Consider the following 16,499-nt stretch of genomic DNA (forward strand, 5'->3'; position numbering starts at 1 on the left):
GGCCGACACGCCCACCGGCGCGACACGCCCGACACGGCAGATGACCTGTCGAGTTCCGCATGACGGCCCCTGGAGCGGGTCTCGACCCGAACCTGAGGCTCGGCACAGGCGGGTCGTCACCGACCGTGGTGCAGATGTGACCAGCGGGTCGCCGGAGGTCCGTGGTGTTCGACTCCTGCGACACGCCGGGCCGGGGAGGGTGCTTGTAGGCCGCGTGAACGCCCACCTAACTTCGTGCGCGTCGACCCAGTTGACATAACTATAAGGCTTTACTTGAGGATGAGGGTCGAGGTCGGGAGCCCCACATGACACCTCCGCACAACTACCTCGCGGTCATCAAGGTCGTCGGCATCGGCGGCGGTGGTGTGAACGCGGTCAACCGGATGATCGAGGTCGGTCTGAAGGGCGTCGAGTTCATCGCCATCAACACCGATGCGCAGGCGCTGCTGATGAGCGACGCCGACGTCAAGCTCGACGTCGGCCGCGAGCTCACCCGCGGCCTGGGCGCCGGCGCCCAGCCCGACGTCGGCCGTCAGGCCGCCGAGGACCACCGCGAGGAGATCGAGGAGGTGCTCAAGGGCGCCGACATGGTCTTCGTGACCGCCGGCGAGGGCGGTGGCACCGGCACCGGCGGCGCGCCCGTCGTGGCCTCGATCGCCCGCAAGCTCGGCGCGCTGACCATCGGTGTGGTCACCCGGCCGTTCTCCTTCGAGGGCAAGCGCCGCGCGGTGCAGGCCGAGTCGGGGATCGAGGAGCTGCGCAACGAGTGCGACACGCTCATCGTCATCCCCAACGACCGGCTGCTGCAGCTCGGTGACCGCAACGTCAGCGTCATGGACGCCTTCCGGACCGCCGACCAGGTCCTGCTCTCGGGTGTCCAGGGCATCACCGACCTGATCACCACCCCCGGCCTGATCAACCTGGACTTCGCCGACGTCAAGTCGGTCATGTCCGGGGCGGGCTCGGCGCTCATGGGCATCGGCAGCGCGCGGGGCGACAACCGGGCGCTGCTGGCAGCCGAGCAGGCGATCGCCAGCCCGCTGCTGGAGGCCTCGATGGAGGGCGCCCACGGCGTGCTGCTGTCGATCTCCGGCGGCTCGGACCTCGGCCTGTTCGAGATCAACGAGGCCGCCTCGCTGGTCTCCGACGCCGCGCACGCCGACGCCAACATCATCTTCGGCGCGGTCATCGACGACGCCCTCGGCGACGAGGTGCGGGTGACCGTCATCGCCGCGGGCTTCGACGGCGGCCGTCCCTCGGCGCGCAAGGAGGGCGGCGTGGCCGCGGTGCCGGCCGCCCCACCGGCGCCGCCGCGCGCCCAGCCGTCGCTGCCGTCGGCCCCGAGCCTGCCGCGCGCCACCGGCGACCGGCTGGTCGGCCAGGTGCCTCCGGCGCCGGCCGCCACCCCGGCCCCGGTCCGCCCGGCGCCGCAGGGGGGCCTCACCGTCCCGCCGCTGCCGCCGGTGCACAACGCCGCCGCCGCGACCGGATCGGCCACCCCGGCCGCCGGCCGCCGCCCCCTGGGCAACGAGGACTTCGAGGAGGAGCTCGACATCCCGGAGTTCCTCCGCCAGTAGGAGAAGGACCCCCGTGCCCCCCACCCCTCGCTCCGCTCGGGGCGGGCCCCTGCACGGGGGCCGTTCCAGCACCTCACCCGCCTCGCCGGCGGTGCGCCCTCGACGGGTGGTCACCGACCGGCGGGGCGGCTCGTCGCGGCCGCCCTACGACGCGTTCAACCTGGGCGGGCACGTCGGCGACGACGCGGGCGACGTCGCGGCCAACCGGGCCCGGCTGGCGCGCGAGCTCGGCGTGCCCGGCGACCGGCTGGTGTGGATGGACCAGGTCCACGGCACCGGCGTCGCCGTCGTCGACGGGCCGGTCGACGGGCCGCTGCCCGCCACCGACGCCCTGGTCACCCGCACGCCGGGCCTGGTGCTGTGCGTGCTCGTCGCCGACTGCGTGCCGGTGCTGCTCGCCGACCCGGTCGCCGGCGTCGTCGCCGCGGTGCACGCCGGCCGGGAGGGGCTCCGGCAGGGCGTCGTCCCGGCGACGCTCGCCGCCATGGCCCGGCTCGGCAGCCGCCCGGGCGACACCACCGCGCTGCTGGGGCCGGCCGTGTGCGGCGCCGACTACGAGGTGCCCCGGGCCATGCAGGCTGAGGTGGCCCGGGTGGCACCGGCGGCCGCCGTCCGCACGCGCACCGGGACGCCGGGGCTGGACCTGCGCGCCGGGCTCGCGGAGCTCCTGACCCGCGCCGGGGTCGCGCAGGTGGTGCACGACCCGCGCTGCACCGTCGAGGACCGGCGGCTGTTCAGCCACCGCCGCGACGGCGTCACCGGCCGCCAGGCCGGCGTCACCTGGCTCGGTTGACGGACCCTCCTGCTCCCGTCCCCTGCAGGAGGGCCGCGCCCGTCCGTCACGGGGCAGGATCGGGGACATGAGCACCCCGGCCGAGCGCCTGGCCGCCGTCCGGCAGCGGATCGCCGACGCCGCCCGCGCCGCCGGCCGCGACCCCGCCACCGTGTCGCTGCTGGCGGTGAGCAAGACCTGGCCGGCCGACGACGTCCGCGCGCTGGCCGCGCTGGGGCAGACCGCGTTCGGGGAGAACCGCGCCCAGGAGCTCACCACCAAGGCCGCCGCGCTCGCCGACCTGCCCCTCGAGTGGCACTTCGTCGGCCAGTTGCAGCGCAACAAGGCCGCCGCCGTGGCGCGCACCGGCGCCGTCGTCCACTCGCTCGACCGGTCCTCGCTGGCGCGGGCGCTGTCGCGGGCGGGGGAGGAGCGCGGTCGGCCGGTCGACGTCTTCGTCCAGGTCGACCTCGGCGGCGCGGCCGGCGAGCTGGCCGAGCGCGGTGGCGCCGCCCCGGCCGACGTCCCCGCGCTGGCGGGGGAGGTCGCAGCGCTGCCCGGGCTGCGGCTGCGCGGGCTCATGGCCGTGGCACCCCGCGGCGAGGAGCCCGGCCCCGCCTTCGCCCGACTCGCCGCGCTCGCCGAGCGGCTGCGCGCCGACCACCCCGGCGCCACGGAGGTCTCGGCCGGCATGAGCGGCGACCTCGAGGAGGCGATCGCGGCGGGCGCCACGCTGGTGCGTGTCGGAACCGCGCTGTTCGGCGCGCGACCCCTAACCTCGCCCCGAGTCACACCAGTCACAGGGGTCCCACCAGAGGTGGCCCCGGAGGAGGTCTGATGGCCGGGGCCATGCGGAAGATGGGCATCTACCTCGGACTCGTCGAGGACGACGACGCCCGCGCCTACGGGCGCTACGACGCGCGCCAGGCCGACCCCGCCGGGCCCTATGAGGCCGACCGCTACGAGGCCGACCGCTACGAGGGCGACCGCTTCGACAGCCGCCCCGGGCGCTACGAGGGCCGCTACGACGACCGCTACACCGCCGACCCGCACGGCTCCTTCGACTCCTACGGCGGCGAGTACGACCGCTACGACGACCGCCGGCTCGACGACCGCCGCCTCGACGACCGGCGGCTGGACGACCGTCGCCTCGACGAGCGGCGCTACGACGACGACCGCGACGCCGGCCGCCCCGGCGAGCGCGCGCGGGGCGTGGAGCTGGCGCCGGCGCCCGACCCGGAGCCGGTCGCGCTGCGCCGCGCCGGGGCCACCCGCCTGGGCCTGGCGCAGCCGCCGGCCGGCCCCGTCGCCCCGGTGTCCTCCGGCCCGGCGCGCCTCGGCCCGGTCGGCTCCGGCGCCGCGGCGGGCCTGGCCGCCCGCGAGCCCGTGGCCGCTGCCCCCGAGCCGGCCCCCGCCCCGGCCCCGCTGCGCGAGCCCTACCGGATCACCACGCTGCACCCCAAGACCTACAACGAGGCCCGCGCCATCGGCGAGGCCTTCCGCGACGGCAGCCCGGTCATCATGAACCTCACCGAGCTCGACCACGCCGACGCGCGGCGGCTCGTGGACTTCGCTGCGGGCCTCATCTTCGGCCTGCGCGGTAGCATCGAGCCGGTCACGGCCAAGGTGTTCCTGCTCAGCCCGCAGGACGTCGACGTGACGGCCGAGGACAAGGCCAAGATCCGCGAGGGCGGGTTCTTCGACCAGTCCTGACGCCGTCGGCCGGGGCGCAGGAGGTCAGACCCACCCGGCACCCCAGGTGCCCCGGCACGAGCGAGGACAGTGGCTCTCTTCTGGCAGATCGTGTCGTCGGTCCTGCTCGTCTTCCTCATCCTGCTGTTCGCGCGCTTCGTCGTGGACTGGGTGATGGTGCTGGCACGCAGCTGGCGGCCCTCCGGGCTGGTCGCGGCGGGCCTGGAGGTCGTGTACGCGACCACCGACCCGCCGCTCAAGGTCATCCGGAAGGTCATCCCGCCCCTGAACCTGGGCTCCATCCGGCTGGACCTGGCGTTTATGGTGCTCCTGATCGCCGTCTACATCCTCCGGAGCATCACGCTGTCGCTCGCCATCAGCGCGTGACCCCGAGTCCGCGCCTTCCCCGCGTGGGACCGACCGACCCGTACCCGCCGTCCACCCCGAGGTGAGCCCGTTGCCACTCACGCCTGCCGACGTGCACAACGTCGTCTTCAAGAAGCCGCCGATCGGCAAACGGGGCTACGACGAGGACGAGGTCGACGCGTTCCTCGACGTGGTCGAGGCCGAGCTGGCCCGGCTCATCGAGGAGAACAACGAGCTGCGCGCGGGCTCGAGCACCGGCCGGGTCACCGCCCAGCCGGTCGCCCCCGAACCGACGCCGGCCCCCGCGCCGCCGCCCCCGGCCCTGCGCGAGGACGACACCACGCGGGCCTCCCGCATGCTGGCGCTGGCCTCCGAGACCGCCGACCGCTACGTCAACGAGGCCAAGTCGCAGGCCGACCAGATGGTCGCCACGGCCAAGGGCAACAGCGAGCGGATGGTCGCCGAGGCCCGCGCCACGAGCGAGCAGATGGTCACCGAGGCGCGCGCCCGCGCCGACTCGATGCTCAGCGACGCCCGCACGCGCGCCGACACGATGGAGCGCGAGGCCCGGGCCAAGGCCGCCGCCCTCGAGCAGGACGCCGAGCGCCGGCACACCGAGGTCATGGGCGGCCTGGAGGAGAAGCGGGCCAACCTCGAGCGCAAGATCGAGGAGCTGCGGACCTTCGAGCGCGAGTACCGCACGCGGTTCCGCTCCTACCTCGAGTCGCACCTGCGCGACCTCGACACCCGCGGCTCGGCCGAGCCGTCCTCGGCCGGCCGGCAGACCCAGCACGCCCCGGCCTGAGGCCGCCGGCTCACCAGCACCCGCAGAAGGGCCCCCGGACTCGACGTCCGGGGGCCCTCTGCGTGGTGGCCCCCTCCTAGGGGCCCACCCCGAGCTTGCGAGGGGTGGGGGAGGAGGGGGTCCTCACCCCTTGACGCTGCCCGCCAGCAGGCCGCGGACGAAGTAGCGCTGCAGGCTCAGGAACACCACCAGCGGCAGCACGATGGACACGAACGCGCCCGCCGCCAGCAGGTACCAGTCCGAGCCCCGGGTGCCGGCCAGCTCGGCCACCCGCACGGTCAGCGGGACGACGTCCGGGGCGCCGCCGGCGAAGGTCAGCGCCACGAGCAGGTCGTTCCACACCCACAGGAACTGGAAGACGCTGAACGCCGCGATCGCCGGCGTGAGCAGCGGCAGCAGCACCTGGAAGAAGATCTTCACGTGGCCGGCGCCGTCCATGCGCGCGGCCTCGACCAGGGACGCCGGGATCTCCTTCATGAAGTTGTGCAGCAGGAAGACCGCCAGCGGCAGGGCGAAGATCGAGTGCGACAGCCAGATGGTCCAGAAGGACCCGGCCAGCCCGGTGTCGACGTAGAGGGTCAGCAGGGGGATGAGCGTGACCTGGATCGGCACCACCTGCAGCGCGAAGACGGCGACGAACAGGATGTTGCGCCCGGGGAAGTCGATCCAGGCGAACGCGTAGGCCGCCAGCAGCGCCAGGGTGATCGGGATGACGACCGCCGGCAGCGTGATGACCAGCGAGTTGACGAACAGCGAGGCGAAGTTCGTCCCGCCGCCGTAGAGCACCTCGTTGTAGTTGTCGAGGGTGAACGTCGGGTCGGTGAACACCGACCACCAGCCCGAGCGGCGGATGTCGAGCTCGGGCCGGAAGGACGTGATCAGCAGACCCAGCGTCGGCACCGTCCACAGCACCGCGATGAGCAGCGCGATGACCGACGCGGCGGGGGAGCTGAACTTCGTCCGGGCGGCGACCGCGCGGCGCTCGGCGCGGGTGAGCCGGCGCTCGTCGACGGGGACGGGCGCCATGACCGGGGTGGTCGTGGTCATCGGATCTCCTCGGCGAGACGCAGCTGACGGACGTTGTACGCGATGATCGGGATGACCAGCACGAACAGCAGGACGGCGAGGGCCGCGCCGAGACCGACGTTGAACTGCCGGAACGCCTGCGTGTAGAACTCGTTGGCCACGACGCTGGTGCCGAACTGGCCACCGGTCATGGTGCGCACGATGTCGAAGACCTTGAGCGTCACGATCGCCACCGTCGTCAGGACGACGACCAGGGCGGGCCGGATGCTGGGCACGGTCACGTAGCGGAACATCGCGACGCCGCCGACGCCGTCGAGCCGGGCGGCCTCGACGATGTCGTCGGGGATGGCCTTGATGGCCGCCGACAGCACGGTCATGGCGAACCCGGCCTGGATCCAGATCATCACGACGATCAGGTAGAAGGTGTTCGACGGCCAGTTCAGCAGGAACTGCTGCGGCTCGATCCCGACGAGGACGAGCAGCTGGTTGAGCAGGCCGATCTGGTTCACGCCCGGCTGGTCGGGGCGGTACTCGTAGACGAACTTCCAGATGACGCCGGCGCCGACCATGGAGATCGCCATGGGCAGGAACACCAGCGCCTTGGCCAGCGCCTCGAACCGCGTGCGGTCGACGAGGTAGGCGTAGACGAGGCCGAGGCCGGTGGTCACCAGCGGCACCAGCACCACCCAGAGGAGGGTGTTGAGCAGCACCCGCTGGAAGCTCTGCTCGGAGAAGACCGTGGCGTAGTTGTCCAGGCCGACGAACTCCGAGCCGTTCTTGCTGTAGAACGAGCCGCGGATGGTGTCCAGGGCGGGGTACACCAGCCCGACCAGCAGCAGCAGGAGGGTCGGGCCGAGGAAGCCGGCCGCGACGAGCCAGTTGGGCACCCGCCGCGGCCGGTCGACCGCGAACAGGATCGCCCCCATGACGGCGGCGAACAGGAGGATGGCGACCACCATCAGGGCGATCTTGTGCCCCGTCGTGCTCGCCTCGAGGAACCACTGCACCGTTGACGACCTCTCTCCGGCAACGGAACGCCGGGGGGACCGCAGCGGTGCTGTGGTCCCCCCGGCCTCCAGGGTGGGTGGGGCGCGTCCCGTCAGCCGGTGGCTGCCGGGACCTCGGGGATCAGGCCGCCGGCCAGGCGTTCTCGACGTCGGTGAGGACCTGCTGGGTCGGCTTGTCGTTCGCGATCCAGTTGGTCAGCTCCGTCCAGAGCGCACCGGCGCCGATCTCACCGGGCATCAGGTCCGAGCCGTCGAAGCGGAAGACCGCGTTCGGGTCCTGGAACTGCTCGGCGGCGAGCTGGTCGATGGGCGAGACGAGGTTCTCCACGTCCAGCCCGGTGTTGGCGCTGACCCAGCCCGGGCCGGAGACCTGGGCCTTGACGTTGGCCCAGTCCGCCGAGGACAGGTAGGTCTGGAACGCCTGGGTGGCCGGCTCGTCGTTGAAGGCCGCGGTGAACTCGCCACCGCCGAGGACCGGGGCCGACTCGCCCTCGATGGGCGGCAGCGGGAAGGCGAAGACGTCGCCGTCCTCGCCCACCTCGGTGCCCTCCGGCCAGTTGGCCTGGTAGAAGGACGCCTGCCGGTGCATGAAGCAGCTGCCGTCGAGGATGGGCAGGCCCGCGTCACCGAACTCGGTGGTGGCGATGGACTGCACCTCGCCGAGGCCGCCGTTGACGTAGTCGGGGTTCTTCAGGATGCCGCCGACGGTGTCGAGCGCCTCGACGATCTGGGGGTCGTTGAACGGGATCTGGTGGCTGACCCACTGGTCGTAGACCTCGGGGCCCGCCGAGCGCAGGACGACGTCCTCGAGCCAGTCGGTGGCCGGCCAGCCGGTGGCGTCACCGGAGCCGATGCCGGCGCACCACGGCTTGGCGCCGGACTCGGCGATCTGGTCGGACAGCGCGATCATCTCGTCCCAGGTCTGCGGGACCTCGTAGCCGGCGTCCTCGAAGGCCGACGGCGAGTACCAGACGAAGGACTTGGCGTTGGCGCCCAGCGGAGCGGCGTAGAACTCGCCGTTCACGGTGCCGTAGGTCTTCCAGCTCTCGTCCCAGTACTCGTCGACGTTCGCCTCGACCTGCTGCGGCGCGGGGACGACGGCGCCCTGGCCGACCAGGGTGGCCAGCAGGCCCGGCTGCGGGATGAAGGCGATGTCGGGGGCGTTGCCGCTCTGCACGCGGACGACGAGCTGCGCCTCGAACTCGCGCGAGCCCTCGTACTGCACCTCGACGCCGGTGCACTCCTCGAAGGGCACGTAGGAGTCGATCTGCGGCTGGTCCTCGGGGTCGACGATCGAGGTGTAGACGCTGACCGTCTCCCCCTCCAGGTCGCCGAACTCCTCGTAGGGCGCGCAGTCGATGGTCAGGTCCGAGGCCTCGGCGGTGTCGCCGCCGCCGCCCCCGCTGGTCTCGCTGGCGCCGCAGCCGGCGAGCACCAGTGCCACGCCCAGGCCGCCGGCCAGCGCGGCGTTGCGCCGGCCCCTCGCGCGCATCGTCATGGATCTCCTCAAGCTCCCTGCGGTGGTCCCCGCAGCGTGTGGTCGGTGGTTCGGTGGTCCGGTGGACGCGCCGGGCAGGTGCCGGGCGTCACGGTCGCCGGGGGACCATAAGCCGCGCCGTGCGGAGTCGCCCGACACCTTGCTGAAACCGTTACGCAACACCCCCGTCGGGGTGGTCCCGGGCCCGGGGAGGTCACGGGCCGGTCACGGTCGGTGGCGCGGACGGGTGCCGTCGGGACCGGACGCTGGTCGCGGCGACCGGTGCGTGTCACAGTGGGCGCGCTCTGCAACGGCGCGGAAGGGACGATCAGGAAGACCATGGCCGCCATCACCTACGACCGGGCCACGCTCGTGTACCCCGGGGCGACCCGCCCCTCGGTCGACGCCCTCGACCTCTCCATCGCCGACGGCGAGTTCCTCGTCCTCGTCGGCCCCTCGGGTTGTGGCAAGTCGACGTCCCTGCGGATGCTCGCCGGGCTCGAGGAGGTCACCGACGGGTCCATCCGCATCGGTGACCGGGACGTCACCAAGCTGCCGCCCAAGGACCGCGACATCGCGATGGTGTTCCAGAACTACGCGCTGTACCCGCACATGACGGTGGCGGACAACATGGCGTTCGCGCTCAAGATCGCCGGCATGTCCAAGGAGGACCGCCTGACGCGGGTGCGCGAGGCGGCGCGGCTGCTCGACCTCGAGCAGTACCTCGACCGCAAGCCCAAGGCGCTCTCCGGCGGCCAGCGGCAGCGCGTGGCGATGGGCCGCGCGATCGTCCGCAACCCGCAGGTCTTCCTCATGGACGAGCCGCTGTCCAACCTCGACGCCAAGCTGCGCGTGCAGACCCGCACGGAGATCGCGGCCCTGCAGCGCCGGCTCGGGACGACGACGGTCTACGTCACCCACGACCAGGTCGAGGCCATGACCATGGGCGACCGGGTGGCGGTGCTCAAGGACGGTCTGCTGCAGCAGGTGGACACGCCCCGCGCCCTCTACGACCTGCCGGCCAACGAGTTCGTCGCGGGCTTCATCGGGTCCCCGGCGATGAACCTGGTCCCGGTGTCGCTCAGCGAGGGCGGCGCCGTCCTCGGCGGGCACCCGGTCCCGCTGTCCCGCAACGTGCTGGGCTTCCTCTCCCAGGAGGGCGGCCGGACCGCCACGCTCGGCTTCCGTCCGGAGGCCGTCCAGTTCGTCGGGCCCGGGGAGGGCTTCCCCGTCGAGGTCCAGGTCGTGGAGGAGCTCGGCTCCGACGCCTTCGCCTACGGCCAGCTGCACGCCGGGGCGGAGACCGGGGAGACCGCCGACCGCCCGCTGGTCCTGCGGGCCGACGCCCGACGTCCCCCGGCGAAGGGCGAGGTCGTGCACGTCGCGATCCGTCCGGGCGAGGCGCACGTCTTCTCCGCGCAGACCGGGCGCCGCATCGGGCATGCCGGCGACTGACCGCCGTCCCCGACGCGAGCGGTCACCGGCGGCCGGGTGCCGCCGGTGATCCTCGCGGCGGGACTGCTCGTCCTCGCCGGTCTCGGCCTGTTCGTCGCCGGCGTGCAGACCGGCGTGGCCGGTTGGTACTGGGCCTGCGTGGCCGCCTGCGGGCTGGCCGTGGTGCTGCTCGCGGTGGCCCGGCTGCGCGCTCCGGCCGCAGCGGCTGCTCCGGCCCCGGTCCCGCCCGCGCCGCCGACGGCACCGGGTGGGCCCCCACCCGGGGAGGCCGCGACCGCGGACCGGGGCACCGGTCACCCCGTCACGACCCCGGCGAGCACCGGCGCCGCCGACGCGTCCGGGGACCCCGCGGAGGAGGACGTCGAGGTCACCGACCTGCTGATCGTCGTCGACCTGACCGACGAGGTGCTCGTCGTGGACGAGCACCCGCGCTACCACCTCGCCGGCTGCCGGTGGCTGGGCGGCCGGGAGACCATCCCGCTTCCGGTGGGTGAGGCGCGCGCCGAGGGGTTCACCCCGTGCGGCGTGTGCACGCCCGACCGGCACCTGGCCAGGGTCGCCCGCGCCCGCAAGTCCGCCGGGCGGGGCTGACCCCGCGCCCCCCCCCCGCTGGTCAGGCGCGGGTGATCGTGAAGCGCAGGCCGCCCGGCCCCTCGAAGGTCGCGCCGCCCTCCACGCCGCCCTCGCGCACCGTGGTCGCCAGTACCTCGCGGCCGAGGGCCTCGGCGTGCTCGGTCAGCGCCGTGCGCATCGGCTCCTCCGCGGTCCACGACAGCGCGATCCGGTCGCTGACCTCCAGGCCGCTGCTCTTGCGGGCCTCCTGCACCAGCCGCACGGCCTCGCGGAAGAGCCCCGCCCGCTCCAGCTCCGGGGTGAGGGTCAGGTCGAGGGCGACGGTCAGCCCGCCCCCGCTGGCCACCGTCCAGCCCTCGCGCGGCGTCTCGGTGACCACCAGGTCGCCGTCCTCCAACGGCACGGTCGCGCCGTCGAGCTCGACCGACGCCGTCCCGGCCCGGTAGGCGGCGACCAGCGCGGGGGCGTCGGCGGCGGCGACGGCCCTCGCCACCGCCTGCACCTGCTTGCCCAGCCGTCGGCCCACCGCGCGGAAGTCGACCTTGACGCTGACGTCGACCAGGTCGCCGCCGACCGCCGACAGGTCGGCCAGCTCGGCGACGTTGAGCTCGTCGGCCACCTCGGCGACCAGGTCGCGGGGGAGCGCGCCGTACCCGGCCGCGGCGACGACGGCCCGGCCGAGCGGCTGCCGGGTGCGCACCTTCGCCGACGTGCGCGCCGAGCGGCCCAGCTCGACCAGCCGCCGGACGAGGTCCACCTCCGCGACCAGCTGCGGGTCGCGGGCCTCGGCGTCGACGGCCGGCCACGAGGCCAGGTGCACCGAGTCGGGAGCGCCCTCGGGCAGGCCGGGTGCGACCACCGTCGTCCACACGTGGTCGGTGAGGAACGGGGTGAACGGCGCCAGCAGGCGGGTCAGCCCGTCGAGCACCTCGTGCAGCGTGCCCAGCGCCGCCGGGTCGCCGTCCCAGAACCGCCGGCGCGAGCGGCGCACGTACCAGTTGGACAGGTCGTCGACGAACTGGGCCAGCAGTCGGCCGGCGCCCTGGGTGTCGAAGGCCTCCAGCGCGTCGGTGACGCCCTCGGTGACCGCGGCCAGCTGGGCGAGCGCCCACCGGTCGAGCAGCGGCCGCTCGGCCCGCGGGGGAGCGGGGGAGGCGGCCGGGTCCCAGCCGTTGGTGTCGGCGTAGAGGGTGAGGAAGCTGGCGGTGTTCCAGTAGGTCAGCAGGACCTTGCGGACCACCTCGGACAGCGTCTCGTGCCCGACCCGCCGCGCCGACCAGGGCGAGCCGCCGGCCAGCATGAACCAGCGGACGGCGTCGGCGCCGTGCCGGTCCATCAGCGGGATGGGCTCGAGGATGTTGCCCAGGTGCTTGCTCATCTTGCGGCCGTCCTCGGCGAGGATGTGGCCCAGGCAGAGCACGTCCTCGTAGGAGCTCTTCCCGAACACCAGCGTGCCGACGGCCATCAGCGAGTAGAACCAGCCGCGGGTCTGGTCGATCGCCTCGGCGATGAACTGCGCCGGGTAGGACGCCTCGAACTCCGCCTGGTTGCGGTGCGGCGCGCCCCACTGCGCGAAGGGCATCGAGCCGGAGTCGTACCAGGCGTCGATGACCTGCGGCACCCGCCGGTAGGTGCCCTCCTCGCCGGGGCGGGTGAAGGTCACCTCGTCGATGAAGGGCCGGTGGGGGTCCAGGCCGGTCAGGTCGCGGCCGGCCAGCTCGGAGAGCTCGGCCAGCGAGCCGACGACGACCATCCGGTCGGGGTCGGCGTCGTTGCGCCAGATCGGCAGCGGGGTGCCCCAGTACCGGTCGCGGGAGAGCGCCCAGTCGACGTTGTTGTTCAGCCAGTCGCCGTAGCGGCCCCACTGGATGGTCTCGGGGTGCCAGTGGGTCTTCTCGTTCTCCGCGAGCAGCTGGTCCTTGACCGCGCTGGTGCGCACGTACCAGGAGGGCTGCGCGTAGTACATCAGCGGCGTGTGGCAGCGCCAGCAGTGCGGGTAGCTGTGCTCGTAGCGCTGCTCGCGCCACAGCACGCCGCGGGCCTGCAGGTCCTCGACCAGGGCGGCGTCGGCGGCCTTGAAGAAGTGCCCGCCGACCAGCGGCACCTCGGGCAGGAAGTGGCCGGAGGCGTCGATCGGGTTGACCACGGGCAGGCCGTAGGCGCGGCAGACGGCGAGGTCGTCGGCACCGAAGGCGGGCGACTGGTGCACCAGGCCGGTGCCGTCGTCGGTGGTGACGTAGTCGGCGAGGACGACGAAGTGGGCGTCCTGCCCCTCGGGGAAGTCGACCAGCGCGAACGGACGCCGGTAGTGCGTGCGCTCCCAGTCGCGGCCGGGGGTGCGGGCGAGCACCTTGACGTCGTCCAGGTCGCCGAAGACGTCCCCCAGCAGCGGCTCGGCCACCACGAGCGTGTCCGTCCCGCGCCGGGCGACCACGTAGGTCACGTCGGGGTTGACCGCCACGGCGGTGTTGCTCGGCAGCGTCCACGGCGTCGTCGTCCAGACCAGCAGGTCGGCCCGGCCGGCCCACTCGCCGTCGGTGACGGGCAGCCGGACGTACACCGACGGGTCGGTGATCGACTCGTAACCCTGGGCGACCTCGTGGTCGGACAGGCCGGTGCCGCAGCGCGGGCAGTACGGGGCGACCCGGTGGTCCTCGACGAGCAGCCCCTTGTCGAAGACCTGCTTGAGCGACCACCAGACGCTCTCGATGTAGTGCGGGTCCATCGTCCAGTAGGCGGTGGACATGTCCACCCAGTAGCCCATCCGGCGGGTGAGGTCGCTGAAGGCGTCGACGTGCCGCATCACCGACTCGCGGCAGCGGGCGTTGAACTCGGCGATGCCGTAGCGCTCGATGTCCGGCTTGCCGGCGAACCCGAGCTCCTGCTCCACGGCGATCTCGACCGGCAGGCCGTGGCAGTCCCAGCCGGCGCGGCGGGGCACGTGCCAGCCCTGCATCGTCTTGAAGCGCGGGAAGACGTCCTTGAACGCGCGCGCCTCGATGTGGTGGGTGCCCGGGCGGCCGTTGGCGGTGGGCGGGCCCTCGTAGAACACCCACTGCGGCCGGCCCTCGGTCGCGGCCAGCGACCGCTCGAAGACGCCGCGCTCCTCCCAGCGCCGCAGGACGTCCTGCTCGAGCGCGGGCAGGTCGACCTGGGGCGGCAGCGCACGGAACGGAGAGCTCACACCGTCATTGTCCCCGAGCCGTCGAGCGCGTTCGGGCAGCGGGGCGAGAGCCGCGGCACGGGCGTACGACAGACTGCCGCCGTGATCGGCGGCGGGCGGTGAACACCACGGTCACCGTCGCCCTCGCCGTCGGCGCGCTCGTCGTCCTGGTGGCCGCGATCGCGCTGCGCCTGGCCGACCGGCTCGGGCTGCCCAGCCTGCTGCTCTACCTGGCGCTCGGCGTCGCGCTGGGGGAGAGCGGCGCCGGCATCCAGTTCGAGGACTTCGCGCTCACCCAGACCCTCGGCGTCGCCGCGCTCGTGGTCATCCTCGCCGAGGGCGGGCTGACCACCCGCTGGAACGACGTCCGCCGGGCCATCGGCCCGGGCCTGTCGCTGGCCACCGTCGGCGTCGTGGTGAGCGTGGCGACGACGGCGGCGGTAGCCGTCTGGCTGCTCGGCCTGGACTGGCCGTTCGCGCTGCTGCTGGGCGCCGTCGTCAGCTCCACCGACGCCGCGGCGGTGTTCGCCACGCTGCGCCGGCTGCCGCTGCCGCGCCGGGTGGCCGCCGCCCTGGAGGCCGAGAGCGGCCTCAACGACGCCCCGGTGATCCTGCTGGTGATGGTCCTGGCCGACACGCTGACCGGCGGGGCGGCGAGCGCCTGGTGGGTGACCGCGGTCGTGGTGGTGGCCGAGCTGGTCGGCGGGTCGGTGGTCGGCGTGGCCCTGGGGGCCGCCGGTGCCTGGCTGCTGCGCCGCTCGGCCCTGCCGCTGTCGGGCTTCTACCCGCTGGCCACGCTGGCGCTGTGCGTGCTGGCCTACGCCTCGGCGACGCTGGCGCACACCTCGGGCTTCGTCGCGGTCTACCTGTGCGGGCTGGTGCTGGGCAACGCCGCGCTGCCGCACCGGGCCGCCTCCATCGGCTTCGCCGAGGGGATGGCCTCGCTGGCCCAGATCGGGCTGTTCGTGCTGCTCGGGCTGCTCGTCTCACCGGGCCGGCTGCCCGAGGCGATCGGCCCGGCCCTGCTGGTCGGCGGGGCGCTGCTGCTGGTGGCCCGGCCGCTGTCGGTGGCGGCCAGCCTGGTGTGGTTCCGGATGCCGTGGGCCCAGCAGGTGTTCATCTCCTGGGCGGGGCTGCGCGGGGCGGTGCCCATCGTGCTGGCCACCTTCCCGCTCACCGCGCAGGTGCCCGAGGCCACGCTCGTCTTCGACACCGTCTTCGTGCTGGTCGTCGTCTTCACCCTCGTGCAGGGCTGGTCGCTGCCGTGGGTGGCCCGCCGGCTGGGCATCGCCACGCCGCTGACCCCGCGCGACGTCGAGGTGGAGTCCGCGCCGCTGGAGGAGCTCGACGCCGAGCTGATGCAGATGCGGGTGCCGGAGGGCTCCCGGCTGCACGGCGTCTACCTGCCCGAGCTGCGGCTGCCCGAGGACGCCGCGGTGGTGCTCATCGTCCGCGACGGCCGCTCGTTCGTGCCCGACCGCACCACCCGGCTGATGCGCGGCGACCAGGCGCTGCTGGTGTCGGCCCGCCGCTCCCGCTCGGAGGCCGAGCGGCGGCTGCGCGCGGTCAGCCGCGCCGGCCGGCTGGCCTCCTGGCGTGGCGAGCAGGGCGCGGTGACCGAGGCCGACTGAGGTCCCCCGTGCACCTCCGCGCAGTTGCGCGGTGCACTTCCGCGGAGTTGCACCGGTGCGACTCCGCGGAGTCGCACCGGACGACGGCGGCCTGTGGACGACGCCGTCGCCGGCTCGTCGGTGGCACCACCATCACGGCGTGCTGCTGCGACCGACCGCACCCGAGGGCGTCTTCGTCGGGTCCCAGGCCATCGCCGAGGGCCGCACCACCCGGCGGCGACTCGCGGAGGGCCCCTACGTCCGGGTCCTGCACGGGGTGTACGCCGACGCCTCCGTCCCCCGCGACCACCTGCTGCGCTGCCGCGCGACGGCGCTGCTCATGCCCCCGGAAGCCGCCCTGGGTGGGCGATCGGCCGCCGCGGTCCTCGGCGCACCCGCACCGGACTGGCGCGACACCGTGACGGTCGTGCTGCCCGCCCCGGCCGAGTGGCGCGGGCCGGCCGGGGTCCGCGTGCACCAGGTGGAGCTCCGTCCGCACGAGATCCGCGAGGACGGCTACGGCTTCCGGTGGACGGCGCCGCTGCGGACGGCGTGGGACGTCGCGGTGTTCGAGCCGACGGGTGCGGCGGGTGCTCGACCTGGCCGACGCGCGCAGCGAGTCGCCGCCGGAGTCGTGGGTGCGGGTCGCCTGCGTCCTGGCGGGCCTGCCGGCACCGGTGCCGCAGTACGAGGTCGTCGAGGGCGGTCGGTGGCTGGCCCGGGTCGACCTCGCCTGGCCGGAGCAGCGGGTGATCGTCGAGTACGAGGGGGCACACCACTTCGACGGCGTGCAGATCGTCGTCGACGACGCCCGGCTCGCCCGCCTCGTCGCGGCCGGCTGGACGGTCGTCCGCGTGGCGGCGCACGACCTGCGCGCGCTGGACGACGTCGTGGCGCGCGTCCGCGCCGCACTCGACCGGCGACCGGCGTGATGCCGCCGGTGCACTTCCGCGGAGTTGCACCCGGGCACGTCCGC

14 protein-coding genes are annotated in these 16,499 nt (G+C 73.9%); 10 read left to right on the forward strand and 4 right to left on the reverse strand.

The features are described 5' to 3' along the window. The first annotated feature begins 305 nt into the window (after nt 1-305). The 6 genes from ftsZ (at nt 306) to LY71_RS05730 (ending at nt 5,212) form a co-directional block, all read left to right on the forward strand. Nucleotides 306-1,577 carry a cell division protein FtsZ gene (gene ftsZ, locus LY71_RS05705; RefSeq protein WP_106276003.1) on the forward strand — a complete coding sequence of 424 codons (1,272 nt, stop codon included), beginning with the start codon at nt 306-308 and terminating at the stop codon, nt 1,575-1,577. A 106-nt stretch (nt 1,578-1,683) separates the two neighbouring features. After that, the gene (gene pgeF, locus LY71_RS05710; RefSeq protein WP_245887695.1) at nt 1,684-2,370 is read left to right on the forward strand and encodes a peptidoglycan editing factor PgeF; all 687 of its coding nucleotides are present in this window, start codon (nt 1,684-1,686) and stop codon (nt 2,368-2,370) included. Between the two features lie 67 nt (nt 2,371-2,437). Beyond that, entirely contained in the window at nt 2,438-3,187 is a 750-nt protein-coding gene (locus LY71_RS05715) for a YggS family pyridoxal phosphate-dependent enzyme (protein ID WP_106276005.1), read from the forward strand. Next, nucleotides 3,187-4,062: a cell division protein SepF gene (locus LY71_RS24415; RefSeq protein ID WP_106276006.1), complete on the forward strand. Its 876-nt coding sequence runs from the start codon at nt 3,187-3,189 to the stop codon at nt 4,060-4,062. The genes LY71_RS05715 and LY71_RS24415 overlap by 1 nt, the downstream gene beginning before the upstream one ends. Nucleotides 4,063-4,131: 69 nt before the next feature. Beyond that, entirely contained in the window at nt 4,132-4,428 is a 297-nt protein-coding gene (locus tag LY71_RS05725) for a YggT family protein (protein WP_106276007.1), read from the forward strand. Between the two features lie 61 nt (nt 4,429-4,489). Continuing rightward, nucleotides 4,490-5,212, forward strand: a complete 723-nt coding sequence (locus tag LY71_RS05730) for a DivIVA domain-containing protein (RefSeq protein ID WP_281261585.1) — start codon at nt 4,490-4,492, stop codon at nt 5,210-5,212. A 123-nt stretch (nt 5,213-5,335) separates the two neighbouring features. On the opposite strand, the gene LY71_RS05735 is transcribed toward LY71_RS05730, so the two are convergent. The 3 genes from LY71_RS05735 to LY71_RS05745 all read right to left on the reverse strand — a co-directional run bounded on the left by LY71_RS05735 (nt 5,336) and on the right by LY71_RS05745 (nt 8,743). Next, nucleotides 5,336-6,259, reverse strand: a complete 924-nt coding sequence (locus LY71_RS05735) for a carbohydrate ABC transporter permease (protein ID WP_106276009.1) — start codon at nt 6,257-6,259, stop codon at nt 5,336-5,338. Next, nucleotides 6,256-7,245, reverse strand: coding sequence for a carbohydrate ABC transporter permease (locus LY71_RS05740; protein WP_211297161.1), 990 nt, complete (start codon nt 7,243-7,245; stop codon nt 6,256-6,258). Before LY71_RS05740 ends, LY71_RS05735 begins: the two co-directional genes overlap by 4 nt. A 121-nt stretch (nt 7,246-7,366) precedes the next feature. Further along, complete coding sequence (locus LY71_RS05745; protein ID WP_211297162.1) at nt 7,367-8,743, reverse strand: ABC transporter substrate-binding protein; 1,377 nt, start codon at nt 8,741-8,743, stop codon at nt 7,367-7,369. Nucleotides 8,744-9,061: 318 nt separating this feature from the next. Here LY71_RS05745 and LY71_RS05750 point away from each other — a divergent pair, with 318 nt between their 5' ends. Then, nucleotides 9,062-10,177 carry an ABC transporter ATP-binding protein gene (locus tag LY71_RS05750; RefSeq protein WP_106276010.1) on the forward strand — a complete coding sequence of 372 codons (1,116 nt, stop codon included), beginning with the start codon at nt 9,062-9,064 and terminating at the stop codon, nt 10,175-10,177. Between the two features lie 45 nt (nt 10,178-10,222). Further along, on the forward strand, nt 10,223-10,768 hold the full coding sequence (locus LY71_RS05755) for a hypothetical protein (protein WP_106276011.1): 546 nt from the start codon (nt 10,223-10,225) through the stop codon (nt 10,766-10,768). A gap of 22 nt (nt 10,769-10,790) precedes the next feature. Here the strand turns inward: LY71_RS05755 and ileS are convergent, their stop codons facing one another. Beyond that, nucleotides 10,791-13,934, reverse strand: coding sequence for an isoleucine--tRNA ligase (gene ileS / locus LY71_RS05760; RefSeq protein WP_106276012.1), 3,144 nt, complete (start codon nt 13,932-13,934; stop codon nt 10,791-10,793). 98 nt (nt 13,935-14,032) lie between these two features. Between ileS and LY71_RS05765 the strand changes: the two genes are divergently transcribed. Both LY71_RS05765 and LY71_RS05770 read left to right on the forward strand, forming a co-directional pair. After that, complete coding sequence (locus tag LY71_RS05765; protein WP_106276013.1) at nt 14,033-15,544, forward strand: potassium/proton antiporter; 1,512 nt, start codon at nt 14,033-14,035, stop codon at nt 15,542-15,544. Nucleotides 15,545-16,113: 569 nt separating this feature from the next. Continuing rightward, nucleotides 16,114-16,455, forward strand: coding sequence for an endonuclease domain-containing protein (locus LY71_RS05770; protein ID WP_170121236.1), 342 nt, complete (start codon nt 16,114-16,116; stop codon nt 16,453-16,455). Nucleotides 16,456-16,499 lie beyond the last annotated feature (44 nt).

The sequence above is a fragment of the Geodermatophilus tzadiensis genome, from assembly GCF_003002915.1.
In the GTDB taxonomy this organism is placed as follows: Bacteria; Actinomycetota; Actinomycetes; order Mycobacteriales; family Geodermatophilaceae; genus Geodermatophilus; species Geodermatophilus tzadiensis.

What these genes read in the sequence shown, in the direction of transcription:
- LY71_RS05715 (WP_106276005.1), top strand. Translation starts at nt 2,438, where the DNA reads ATGAGCACCCCGGCCGAGCGCCTGGCCGCCGTCCGGCAGCGGATCGCC.
- LY71_RS05735 (WP_106276009.1), bottom strand. Translation starts at nt 6,259, where the DNA reads ATGACCACGACCACCCCGGTCATGGCGCCCGTCCCCGTCGACGAGCGC.
- LY71_RS05745 (WP_211297162.1), bottom strand. Translation starts at nt 8,743, where the DNA reads ATGACGATGCGCGCGAGGGGCCGGCGCAACGCCGCGCTGGCCGGCGGC.
- LY71_RS24415 (WP_106276006.1), top strand. Translation starts at nt 3,187, where the DNA reads ATGGCCGGGGCCATGCGGAAGATGGGCATCTACCTCGGACTCGTCGAG.
- ftsZ (WP_106276003.1), top strand. Translation starts at nt 306, where the DNA reads ATGACACCTCCGCACAACTACCTCGCGGTCATCAAGGTCGTCGGCATC.
- LY71_RS05750 (WP_106276010.1), top strand. Translation starts at nt 9,062, where the DNA reads ATGGCCGCCATCACCTACGACCGGGCCACGCTCGTGTACCCCGGGGCG.